Annotated in this window: 8 protein-coding genes; 5 read left to right on the top strand and 3 right to left on the bottom strand. The window is 64.1% G+C overall.

Annotation, left to right across the window (positions count from 1 at the left end; translation table 11 throughout):
- Positions 1–4: 4 nt before the first annotated feature.
- Together BIO17B3_RS15835 and BIO17B3_RS15830 are read right to left on the bottom strand one after the other, a co-directional pair.
- Positions 5–1897: a diguanylate cyclase gene (locus BIO17B3_RS15835; protein ID WP_156054752.1), complete on the bottom strand. Its 1893-nt coding sequence runs from the start codon at positions 1895–1897 to the stop codon at positions 5–7.
- Positions 1898–1996: 99 nt separating this feature from the next.
- The gene (locus tag BIO17B3_RS15830; protein WP_156054751.1) at positions 1997–2983 is read right to left on the bottom strand and encodes an aldo/keto reductase; all 987 of its coding nucleotides are present in this window, start codon (positions 2981–2983) and stop codon (positions 1997–1999) included.
- A gap of 197 nt (positions 2984–3180) precedes the next feature.
- Here BIO17B3_RS15830 and BIO17B3_RS15825 point away from each other — a divergent pair, with 197 nt between their 5' ends.
- The gene (locus BIO17B3_RS15825; protein ID WP_156054750.1) at positions 3181–4644 is read left to right on the top strand and encodes a sensor domain-containing diguanylate cyclase; all 1464 of its coding nucleotides are present in this window, start codon (positions 3181–3183) and stop codon (positions 4642–4644) included.
- Between the two features lie 39 nt (positions 4645–4683).
- Here the strand turns inward: BIO17B3_RS15825 and BIO17B3_RS15820 are convergent, their stop codons facing one another.
- Positions 4684–5682: a LacI family DNA-binding transcriptional regulator gene (locus tag BIO17B3_RS15820; protein WP_013123731.1), complete on the bottom strand. Its 999-nt coding sequence runs from the start codon at positions 5680–5682 to the stop codon at positions 4684–4686.
- Positions 5683–5846: 164 nt separating this feature from the next.
- Between BIO17B3_RS15820 and ptsP the strand changes: the two genes are divergently transcribed.
- From ptsP to BIO17B3_RS15800, 4 genes are read left to right on the top strand one after another with little or no spacing between them, the layout of a single operon-like run.
- Positions 5847–8354, top strand: a complete 2508-nt coding sequence (ptsP, locus tag BIO17B3_RS15815) for a phosphoenolpyruvate--protein phosphotransferase (protein ID WP_156054749.1) — start codon at positions 5847–5849, stop codon at positions 8352–8354.
- On the top strand, positions 8351–9289 hold the full coding sequence (pfkB, locus tag BIO17B3_RS15810; protein WP_156054748.1) for a 1-phosphofructokinase: 939 nt from the start codon (positions 8351–8353) through the stop codon (positions 9287–9289). Before ptsP ends, pfkB begins: the two co-directional genes overlap by 4 nt.
- A gap of 25 nt (positions 9290–9314) precedes the next feature.
- Positions 9315–11027: a PTS fructose transporter subunit IIC gene (locus tag BIO17B3_RS15805; RefSeq protein WP_156054747.1), complete on the top strand. Its 1713-nt coding sequence runs from the start codon at positions 9315–9317 to the stop codon at positions 11025–11027.
- A gap of 26 nt (positions 11028–11053) precedes the next feature.
- Positions 11054–12352: a carbohydrate porin gene (locus BIO17B3_RS15800; RefSeq protein ID WP_156054746.1), complete on the top strand. Its 1299-nt coding sequence runs from the start codon at positions 11054–11056 to the stop codon at positions 12350–12352.
- Positions 12353–12360 lie beyond the last annotated feature (8 nt).

The following is a 12360-nucleotide window of genomic DNA, read 5'->3' as shown; positions in this document are numbered from 1 at the left end:
CAGATCAATTGCTCGCCGCCGCAGAGGAAGCAGTCGGCGCCAGACAAACCCGGTTGCGGCCCAGTCGCTTGGCCTGCAGCAAAGCCTGATCGGCGGCACGGATGAGCGATGCGGCGTCGGCAAAACCCGCGGCGCCCAGAGCCACCCCCACGCTGACCGACAAGGGCGGCAAATCGGCTTGTGGGACTGCAATGGCGGCGCGGATGCGCTCGGCCACGCGCATCGCGGCCTCTTCGGTCGTTTGCGGGCAGAGCATCAAAAACTCCTCGCCGCCCACCCGCGCAACAAAATCCATGCCGCGCGACTGCTGGCGCAGCACACGCCCCACAGCACGCAAAGCCTGATCTCCCACATCATGGCCCAGCCGGTCGTTGATGCGCTTGAATTCATCGAGGTCGAACATCAGACACGCCAGCGGCTGACCCTCGGCTGCGGCCTGGGCAAAAAGCGGCGGCAAAAAAGCGTCGAGCGCGCGGCGGTTGCCCACGCCGGTCAGCTCGTCGGTACCCGCGGCCTGCAGCAACTCGGCGTTGCGCTGCTCCAGCGTGCGCAGAGTGCGCAAGCCGTGGCTGCGCTCGGCCTCTGCGGCGGCGAGCACCCGCGTGGCGCGCGCTCCGGTCTGCACCTTGGCGATCAGCATTTGCGGCAAGACGGGGGCAAAGAGCACGTCGTTCGCGCCGGCATCGAGCGCGTTCAGCACCGCGTGCTGCTCCATGTCGCGGGACAGGGCCAGCAAGTAGATACGCGGGCCGCGCTCGGTGCGCAGGCTGCGGCAAAGCGCCGCCACGCTGTCGCCGTCGGCCCAATCGAGCACGACCACCCGCGGCCCCTGAATCTGCACGATCTCAAACGCCTCGGCCGGGGTGGCGGCTTCGGCGAGCGCATGCCCAGCCGATTCCAGCGCCTGCCGCAGGCCAAGACGCAGCGCTGCGTCTTTCGACACAATCAGCACTTCGTCGGCAATGGGTTCGTCGAGCAGCGGCGGAGTGGCCAGAGCGCGGCGCAGACGGTCGAACTCGGCATCCACTTCGGCCTGTTCGAGCTTCATCTCGAACACCGCGGCCATGCCCGCCATGTCTTGCGCGGCGCTGGCGAGCACACCCTGCAGATCGCTTTCGCTGAGATGGAGATGTTCGGCCAGGCTGCGCATCTGCCCGGCATCGGCCGCCACACCACCCGGACGAAGCTGCAGGCTGCGGCTGAGCGCCACGCACTCGCCCAGCTGCGCTTCACGGCTGCCCGCAGCCCCCGGCGTCTGCGGCCGAATACGCACGGCCTGCGCCAAGGTCTGCGGAAAGCCCCAGTGCGCGAGCAGCACCGCACTGGCGTCGCCCTGGTCGTAGCCGTACTGTTGCAACTGCTGAGCCAGCAACGCTTGCACCGAACCTTCGGCACCGATATAGACCGCCTGCGCGCCCAGACTGACAGCCATCGCGAGTTGCCCCACATCGGCGAGCAGGCCCAGGCTGAAGGCTTCGGCGCTGGGCATCTTGCCCACACGCTGCGACAGATACTGGAACACCAGACCGCGCTGGATCGAGGTCATCCAGAACCGGCGCAGATCGAAACCTTCGATATCCGTGGCCTTGCTCGCCTGCATGAGCGACAGCGCAATGGCCAGCCGGGCCAGCCCGCCCGTGCCGATGCGCAGCACGGCCTCTTCAATGGCCACCGCGGGACGCATGCCCGCGAAGATGGCCGAGTTGGCCAACTGGATCATGCGCGCCACCAGGGCCGGGTCCTTACGCGCGATGTTGGCGATGTCGCGCATGCCCAGATCGCGCCGCTCCAGCGCGCGCATGAGTTCGAGCGCGACCGCGCTGGGCGACGGCAGGAGCCGGTTCTCGGCGGTCAGGGCTTGAAGAATCTCGGGATCGGTCAGCGGTGAGGCAGGCATGGGAGGATTTTTTTGGAATGTCAAGTCATGTTACCGACTTGCCCAAGCGTCGTCCCTCTGAAAATCTACGGGTGTTGCGCCGAAGAATCGGAAACTAGGTCAACGATTGACCGCCTGCATCCCGGCTTCCGGGTAGCGCTCGCCGCTGGCCGCACCGGGTGGCACCGCTTGATGGATGCGAATGAGATCCGCCGTGCTCAGGCGCACCCGCAATGCGCCCATGTTTTCCTCCAGATAGCGCCGCCGCTTGGTGCCCGGAATGGCGATGACATCATCGCCTTGCGCCAGCAGCCACGCCAGGGCGAACTGCGCCGGGGTGCAGTTTTTCGCCTCGGCCATCTGCCGCACGGTTTCGGCCAGACGCAAATTGCGCGCGAAGGTCTCCGGCTGAAAACGCGGTGAGCGGCGGCGCCAGTCGTCTTCGGGCAAATCGTCGAGCGACTTGATCTGCGAGGTGAGAAAGCCTCGTCCCAAGGGGCTGTAGGCGACGAAAGCGATGCCCAGTTCGCGTACCGTGTCGAGCAGCACGCCTTCAGGGTCGCGCGACCAGAGCGAATACTCCGACTGCAGCGCGGAGATCGGATGCACCGCATGCGCGCGGCGGATGGTGGCTGGCGCCGCCTCGGACAGCCCGAGCCAGCGCACCTTGCCCGCGCGCACCAGATCGGCCATCGCGCCCACCGTCTCCTCGATCGGCACCTCGGGATCGACGCGGTGCTGGTAATAAAGATCGATCACGTCCACGCCCAGCCGTTTCAGGCTGGCTTCGCAGCTCTGGCGCACATAGTCGGGGCGGCCGTTCACCCCCAGAAACTCGCCATTCGGCCCGCGCATATTGCCGAATTTGGTCGCTAGGAAAACCTCATCGCGACGCCCGTTGATGGCGCGGCCGACTAACACCTCGTTACGTCCTACGCCGTACATATCGGCCGTATCGAGAAAATTCACGCCGAGATCGAGTGCGCGGCGAAGGGTGGCGATCGATTCAGCGTCGTCGCCCTGCCCGTAAAACTCGGACATCCCCATGCATCCCAAACCGAGAGCCGAGACATTCGGCCCATCAGCGCCCAATTGTCGGTACTGCATCACTATTCCTCCTGCTCACCCAGCAAACATGTGGGCATCAAGACTTAGCCTATCGGTTCGCGCGGGCGTTCGCTGTTACCGTGGGTAAACCGGAAAAAGTTCACGTCAGCCGCAGTTTCCTGTTGTTTCAGCCCGCACCGGCCCGAAGAACACTTCCTAAAATTTGCATCTCTCGATATCCCGCACCTCACCCGCCCATGACCGCCCTCACGCTGCACCAAGACGAGCTCGTCAATATGTTCGAACTCGCGCCGGTTTCGCTCTGGGTCGAGGATTTCAGCGCCCTGCATCAGTTGTTCAAACAATGGCGGGCCGAGGGAGTAAGTGATCTGCGCGCGTGGTTGCACGAACAGCCCGCCCGCGTGGCTGAATGCTCGGCGCGCATCAAAGTGCTGCAGGTCAACCGCCGCACGCTCGACCTGTTCGAGGTCCGCGATCTGGCGCATCTGGTCGCCAATCTCGACCGCGTGTTTCGCGATGACATGCACAGCCAGCACCTGGAAGAACTGGTGCAACTGTGGCAGGGCGCCACGCGTTACACCAGCCAGACGGTCAACTACACCCTGAGCGGACGCCGCCTCGACATCCTGCTCAACGCCCATGTGCTGCCCGGCCACGAGCAAAGCTGGGGCCGGGTGCTGTTTTCCGTCGAAGACCTCACGGACCGCCTGCGCGCCGAGCGCCAACTGCATGCCAGCGAGCAATATGCGCGCGGCCTGTTCGAGCACTCGCCCGTATCACTTTGGGTCGAGGACTTCAGCGCGGTGCGCAGCCTGCTGTCCATGCTGCGCGAGCAGGGCATCAGCGACTTCCCCACCTTCTTGCGCGTGCATCCGGAATTCATCGACCGCTGCATGCAGGAAATCCGCGTGCTCGACGTCAACCATCAGACCCTGAGCATGGTGGGCGCCAGCGACAAGCCGCATCTGCTGCGCAACCTGCAGCATGTGTTCCGCGACGACATGCGGGTGCATTTCGCCGATCAGCTCATCGACCTGTGGAACGGCAAGCTCACCCAGCAGCGCGAAGTCATCAACTACAGCCTCAAGGGCCAGCCGATCAACGCCCACATGCAGTTCGCCGTCATGCCCGGGCATGAAGACGACTGGGCGCAGGTGCTGGTCTCGCTCACGGACATCACCGCACGCAAAAAGGCCGAGGCCTATCTCGAATTCCTGGGCAACCACGACATACTCACCGGCCTGCGCAACCGCACCTTCTATGTCGACGAAATCAACCGCCTCGAACGCAAGGAAGCCTGGCCCGTGAGCGTCATCATGCTCGACCTCAACGGCCTGAAATCCGTCAATGACGAACTCGGCCACGCCGCGGGCGACGGCCTGCTGCGCCGCGCCGGCGAGGTGCTCGCCAAACTGGTGGACAAGCCGCAGGTCGCCGCTCGCGTGGGCGGCGATGAATTCGTGCTGCTGCTGCCCGACGCCGACGCCAGCGCCGCCAAAACGCTAAGCCAGCGCCTGCTCGAACTCGTCGACCTGAACAACCAGTTTCACCAGTCTCCGCGACTGATCTTTTCCATGGGCATCGCCACCTGCATGCCCGGCGAACGCCTGGAAGCCGCCATCCACCGCGCCGACCAGCAGATGTACGCCGAGAAGCGCGCCTACTACCTGAAGTCAGACATCGACAGGCGACACGATTAGGGCACGATCACGCCATTTCTGCGCCCGAGCCGGGGCGCTTCAGGCTGCTGCGCCGCCGCACCGTGTCGAGCCGCGCTCGATGCAACGGCCGCTGAGCAAGAGCTTTCTCGCAGGAAGGTCAGGATTTTTCAGCCGTTCGGACAGCAACTGCATGGCGTTGCGTCCGATGTCGTCTACCGGCTGCTCGATCACGGTCAGGCCTGGCTCCACAATTTCCGTCCAGCTCTCGTTGTCGAATCCCGCCACGGCGATGTCGCGCGCAATCTGCAGTCCGGCATGCCGAACCGCCCGGACCAAGCCCATGAGCAACAGGCCGTTGCTTGCAATCAGCGCATCAGGTCGCGCCGTTTCGCGCAGCCAGTGCGCAACCGCCTCCTCTGCCGCCAGTGCCTGTGGCGGAACAAACGTGGAGCGCGGCGGCAACCCCAGGCGGAACATCGCCGCGACATAGCCGTCGTGGCGCTCCACGCCGCTGCTGCTGGCGTTGCCGAACACCCCGGCGATACGCCGGCAGCCCTGCGCATGTAGGTGCTCAACCAGCAAGGCGCTCGCCGCCGCGTTATCCAGCGCTACGGCGTCCTGGCCGCCCCGTGCGCCGACACGATCGATCAGCACGATCGGAAAACTCCAGTCTTGCGCATTGAGCTGATCCGCCGTCTGCCGCGTAGGCGCGAAGATCACGCCCGTCACGCGCTCCTCTTCCATCAGATTGAGGTACATCGCCTCTTTGTCCGGATTTTCATCGGTATTACACAAAATGACGCGCAACCCTGCGCTGTAAGCCGCGTCTTCCACCGCACGGCTGACTGCGGTGAAAAACGGGTTGCGAATGTCCGCGACGATTAGCCCGATGGTGCCCGAGTCTTGCGAACGCAGTCGGCGTGCGGACAGATTCGGGCGATAGCCCGTCTCCCGGATCGCCTGCTGAATGCGTTCGGTGAGCGCAGGGCTGACTGCCGCAGCGCCGCTGAGCGCGCGCGACACCGTCGCCACCGACACACCGGCGACACGTGCGACATCCTTGATGCTTGAGCTCATATGTAAACGTCAACAAAATTTTGCGGAAATTCGCCTGCCGAACATCGTCGCATCTTACAAAAAATACGCGACACTTGAGTTGAATCAGGGTTTTCACCCGGGAAAATCGCTTGAAGCTACTGATGTAATCGTTATCATTTATTCCACGAAACGAGGAGATGAGAATGTCTGTCACCACACCGCAGGACCTGCTCACTGACGCACGCATCCGTCTTGGCGCCCGGCCAGAGACCAAAGAGGACGCCATCCGCGAAGCCTGCCAGTTGCTCATCGCCAGCGGCTGCGTCGCACCCGAATTCACTGCCAGCGTGCTGGAGCGAGAAAAAGTGGCTAACACCTTTCTTGGGCACGGTGTGTCGATCCCGCATAGCCTGGGAAAGGATCGCGACCTGATCCAGCGCGACGGCATTGCGGTGCTGCAAGTCCCACAGGGCGTGGAATGGAACCCGGGGCAGACTGCACGGCTTGTAGTGGCGATTGCCGCCAAGTCCGATAGCCACATCGCCATCCTGCGTCGTCTCACACGCCTGATGCAGGATGACATGCGCCTGTCCGCACTGTTCAGCACCTTGAACCCCTCGGAGCTGGCGAGCGCCCTGAGGGACGACACCGTCTCCGCTGGCACATCGCCTGCTGTGGACCTAGCGCAGACCCTGGACTGGGTGCTGCCCTATCCCGCCGGCCTGCATGCCCGCCCCGCCTCCGTCTGGGTGGAGGCCGCCCGCAAATCCGGTGTGCGACTCCAAGTGCGGCATGGCAATGACGCGGCAGATCCGCGCAACCTGGTTGCCCTGCTGAGCCTGGGGCTGCGCCAGGGCGACCTGCTGCATCTCTCGGCCGATGGCGAACACGCCCGCGATGCGCTCGACCGCTTCCGCCAGTTGCTTGACAGCCTGACCCTGCAAGAGCGGGCGGATGCACAACGCGCGGCCGTGCAGACCGTCCCCACTGCGGGAGCCTGGGTACCGCCAGGCCAGCCCGTCGCAGTACCCGGCATACCCGCCAGCCCGGGTCTGGCCATCGGGGTACTGCATGTGCTGGCGAAGTCCCATGCGGAGATCCCCGATCTGCCCGTGCCGCTCGACCAGGGAGCAGACCAGCTCAACAACGCACTCATTGCCACCGATCAGCAACTTGCCGCACTGGCCGACGACACGGCGCGCCGCCTCGGTGAAGCCGAAGCACGCATCTTCAAGGCCCAGCGTGAACTTCTCAAGGACAGCGATCTCATCACCCTGGCTTGCCAGATCATGGTCGAAGGCCACGGCGTGGGCTGGTCGTGGAATAGTGCCATCGACCGCATGGCTTGCAAACTGGCCGCCCTGGGCAACCCGGTACTCGCCGGGCGAGCGACCGATCTACGCGATGTGGGCCGCCGCGTCCTGATGCTGCTGGAACCCACGCTACAACTCGGCAGCCTGCAGGATTTGCCCGACGCGCCGTGCATCCTCGTCTCCGACGACCTCAGCCCCTCTGACACCGCCGCCATCGACATGACCCGTGTCGTTGGGCTGGCCATCGCGCAGGGCGGACCCACTTCGCATACGGCCATTCTTGCGCGCACCCTCGGGCTTCCCGCCATGGTCGGCGCGGGACCGGCACTGCAAGCTCTGCGCAGCGGCACGCAGGGCGTGATCGACGGCGTTGGCGGCAAGCTTTATCTCGATCCGAGCGAGGCCGATCTCGCTTCGGCCCGCTCCTGGATGACCAGTGAGGCTGCGCGACGCGACGCGCAAAAGGCCGAACGCAGCCAGGCTGCGCGCCTGCTGGATGGCCACGTTGTCGCCATCGGGGCCAATGTCAACCTGCCTTCCCAGGTGCCCATGGCCATAGACGAAGGCGCGGAGGGTGTTGGCCTGATGCGCACCGAATTTCTCTTTCTGGAACGTGGCGAAACACCCGATGAGGCGGCGCAATTCGCCATCTACCGCGACATGATCGAAGCATTGGGCAATCGGCCGCTCATCGTGCGCGCGCTGGACATTGGCGGCGACAAACAGGTGGCTCACTTGCATCTGCCGCAGGAAGCCAATCCATTTCTCGGCGTACGCGGCGCGCGTCTGCTGCTGCGCCGCGCCGATCTGCTGGAGCCCCAACTGCGCGCACTCTACCGCGCCGCCAAGCTCGGCGCAGACCTGTCCATCATGTTCCCGATGATCACCAGCGTTGACGAAGTATTGACCCTGCGCGCCGTATGCGAGCGCATTCGGGCCGAACTGGACGCGCCGCAAGTCCCGCTAGGCATCATGATCGAAGTCCCCGCAGCCGCCCTCCAGGCCGACGTGTTGGCGGCGCACGTCGATTTTTTCTCCATCGGCACCAACGATCTCACGCAATACACCCTGGCGATGGATCGGCAGAACCCCGAGCTGGCGCCGCAAACCGACAGTCTGCACCCCGCCGTGCTGCGCCTCATCCGCGCCACGGTGGAGGGCGCGGCGCGGCACGGCCGTTGGGTGGGCGTATGCGGCGGCATGGCTGGCGACCCGTTCGGCGCCGCACTGCTCACCGGCCTGGGCGTGAACGAGCTGTCCATGACTCCGCGCGACATTCCGGCGGTGAAGGCACGGCTACGTGCCAGCGCACTGGCAGAACTGCAACAGCTTGCCACGCATGCGCTCGCGGCCGAATCTGCACAGGCGGTACGCGCACTCAATGGGGAGGCTGCATGAACGCCCCTGTCATCACGGTCACGTTCAACCCTGCAATCGACGAGACCATTACTCTCGACGCGCTGCGCCCCGGCGAGGTGCACCGCGCCCGTTCGGTGCGCTTCGATGCGGGAGGCAAGGGTGTGATAGTCGCCGGCTGCCTGGCCGACTGGGGCCAGCCCGTGATCGCCACCGGACTTCTGGGCAGCGACAACACCGCCCTCTTCAACGACCTGTTCGCGGCCAAAGGTATCGAAGACCGTTTCATCCGCCACCCCGGACAGACGCGCACCAACATCAAGCTGCTAGATCCCCACGCCACCACCGACATCAATCTACCCGGCGCCGACATTCCCGTCGCCCTGACGCGCCAAGTGCGTGAGACTGTGCTGCGCTATGCGGATGCAAAAACGCTTGTGGTGCTGTCCGGCAGCCTGCCCGCCGGATTTCCAGCGGAAACCTATGCAGAGCTGATCGGCGCACTGGCGGAGCATGGCATTCGCACGGTGCTCGACACCAGCGGCGCGCCGCTTGGCGCTGCGTTGCAGGCCCGCGTGCCGAGCGTCATCAAACCCAACCGCGAGGAACTCGAAGCCTGGGCAGGACATGCCTTGCCGACCCGCGGCGACCTGATCCGCACAGCCCAAGGTTTGTTGGCTCGCGGCGTGGAACTGGTAGCCATCTCCATGGGCGCAGAAGGCGCATTGTTTATCTCGCCCACCGCAGCCTTGCATGCCAGCCTGCCTCCCCTGCAGCCCATGAGCACCGTGGGAGCGGGAGATGCGATGGTGGCCGGCATCGTTGCAGCACTCGCAGAGCGCGCCACGCTTGAGCACATCGCCCGGCTGGGCAGCGCGTTCGCCCACAGCAAGCTCGGGCAGATCGGCCCCAATCTCGGTCCGCGCGATCAGGTGCAACACCTCGCGGCACAAGTGCAACTTCAGCTCGAGCGCTGAAAGCACCACACTACAGGAGACCCGTATGAGCCCGTTATTCGCATGTGTGGCGGCGCAAGACCGCACCGTGGCCGGCGTCCTCGCCGCCGAGGCCTTGCGCCTGGCAGCTGCCAAGCGACAGCAAGCCATCGACATTGAAGTCAACACCGCAGAAGGTGTGCTCAACCCGCTGACGCGCACGCAGACTGAGGCGGGCGGCACACTGCTGGCCGTAGGGCCGGTGAACGCCGCCGATCCACGCTTTGCAGGCTTGCGCGTCGTCTCTGCCTCAATTGAAGAGGTGCTTGCCAATGTCAACACGGTGCTGGACCACGCGCTCGCTCCCACCCCACCGGACAAGAGCCGATCCACTACGGCCAGGATCGTCGCGGTCACATCCTGCCCCACTGGCATCGCCCACACTTTCATGGCCGCAGAAGCCATCGAGCAGGCCGCCAAGGCGCTCGGCCACCTGGTGAAGGTCGAAACGCAGGGCTCGGTCGGTTCGCAGAACACCCTCACGGACGACGACATCGCACAGGCTGATGTGGTGCTCATTTCCGCAGACCGGCAGGTTGATTTATCGCGTTTTGCGGGTAAACGGGTACTGCAGGCCAGCACCAAACCCGCCATCCAGGACGGGCAGGCCTTGATCAGGCGCGCACTGGCCGAGGCACAGGTCCTGAGCCCTGCGGGCGATGCCAGCTTCGAAGCGTCTGGCAAGCGCGAAAAGGCCGCGGTGTTGCGCGCCGGGCCATACAAGCATTTGATGACCGGCGTGTCATTCATGCTGCCCTTCATCACGGCGGGCGGCCTGCTCATCGCGCTGTCTTTTGCACTGGGGGGCATCTACGTCTTCAAACCGGAGCACGCTGGCACACTGGGCTACGAACTGTTCCAGATCGGCGCCAAGGCGGCCTTTGCGCTCATCGTTCCCGCGCTTTCGGGCTATATCGCCTACTCCATCGCCGACCGGCCGGGGATCGCGCCGGGAATGATCGGCGGCATGATCGCCTCCTCGATTGGCGCTGGATTTCTTGGCGGAATCGTCTCAGGCTTCATCGCGGGTTACGGCACGGATTGGTTCAACAAGCATCTGAAACTCAATCGGCATGTGGAGGGGCTCAAGCCGGTGCTGATCCTGCCTCTGCTCGGCACCTTGCTAACCGGCCTGCTGATGATCTATGTGGTTGGCACGCCGGTGGCGCATGCCCTGGCCTGGCTCACCGATTGGCTCAAAAGCATGCAGGGCGCCAGCGCCATTCTGCTCGGTCTGATGCTGGGCGCGATGATGGCATTCGACATGGGCGGCCCGGTGAACAAGGCGGCTTACACCTTCGCCACCGGTCTGCTCGCCAGCCAGATTTTCACCCCCATGGCCGCCGTCATGGCCGCTGGCATGACCCCGCCCCTGGCGCTGGCGTTGGCCACGCGCGTCTTTCCGAGCCGATTCACCTTGGATGAGCGCGAGGCCTGGGGCGCCACCGGGTTGCTGGGCCTGTCCTTCATCACCGAAGGCGCCATTCCCTATGCCGCGCGCGATCCACTACGCGTCATTCCCGCCAACATGATCGGCTCGGCCGTCGCCGGCGCCATTTCGATGGTGGCTGCCGTGCAGTTGCGAGTGCCCCATGGCGGCGTCTTCGTGCTGCCCATTCCCAACGCGGTGTCGCATCTGGGGATGTATGTCATTGCCATCGTCGCCGGCACTGTGGTCAGTGCGGTGTTGTTGGGCTTGCTCAAAAAACCTGTTGCCTGATCCCTCATCTTTTCCAGGAGACCTCCATGATGCTTTCCACTCTTTTTAAGCCCACCTGCCTGTGCGCTGCACTCTTGCTGATGAGCAGCGCCGCAGCGCAGGCCGCTCAGTCCACGCACACACCGGGCCAGTATGACCTGGGCAATGGCCTGACCTTCTCCGCCAATTACACCGGCGAAGCCGCAGCCAACACCACCGGCGGCCTGCGGCAGGGCTCAGCCTACGCGGGCCAACTCTTCCTGGGCGCGGATCTGGATTTGCAGAAGATGCTGGGGTGGAATGCCACCAGCGTGCACATCGCCGTCACGCAACGCCACGGCCAGAGCTTGTCAAACGAGGCGATTGGCAACAATACCTCGGTGCAGGAGATTTACGGGACGCAAAATCTGCACCTGGCCTACTTCACCGTTGAGAAAAAGTTTTTCGGCGGGCGGCTGGAAATTCAGGGCGGGCGGACGGTGGCGAATATCGACTTCCTCAACTCCCCGCTGTATTGCAACTTCCAGAGCAACTCGGCCTGCGGCAACCCTACTTTCGTCTTCAAGAACAGCAACTTCACTTACTTTCCAGCGTCGAGCTGGGGCGGCTACGCCAAGGGCTGGGTGACCGACAGGTTGTACACCAAAGTTGGAGCGTACGAAGTCAATCCGAACGACAAGCGCCCCAATGATCACGGCATCGACTGGAGCACCAAGGATGCCACTGGCGTCGTCGTGCCCTGGGCGATGGGCTATGCCACGACCTTCGCCAACGACACCCATCCGCGTGACTATGAGATCGGCGGCTGGTTTGATCGCTCCAAGTACACCGATCCCCTACTCGATGCCAATGGCGACTATGCCGTCCTCACCGGACAGCCCTACCGCACCGACCGCAACCGCTCCGGCGCCTATGTGCGGTTCAGCCAGATGGTGTGGCGCCCTGACACGAACTCCCAACGCGGCCTGACCCTTTTTGGCGTGGCGATGACCAATCTCACAGGCCGGGTCAATGAATCCAGCTTTCTGGAACTGGGCGCGGTCATGCAAGGGCCTTTCCCCGGTCGTGAACAAGACACTCTTGGGTTTGTCATCAACCAGCAGCGATTCTCCAGCCTAGCCCTGCAGAATATTCGGGTGGCGCGCGCCTCGGTTGGCGCAAGCACCGATATACCGGGGAGCGAAACCATGATGGAACTGGCCTATGGCTATCAACTCAGCCCAGGAATCCGACTCTCCCCCAACCTGCAGTACATCCTCCATCCCGATCAGCAGGCCGAGCCCTTTCGCACCAGGAACATTCCCAACGCCTTTGTGATCGGGCTGAAATTCACGGTGGCACTTTGACCAAACCC

Source organism: Thiomonas sp. OC7 (assembly GCF_900634595.1).
GTDB lineage: Bacteria > Pseudomonadota > Gammaproteobacteria > Burkholderiales > Burkholderiaceae_C > Thiomonas > Thiomonas arsenitoxydans.
The sequence above is the reverse complement of the archived record's forward strand: the minus strand, read 5'-3'. Positions and strand labels throughout refer to the sequence as shown.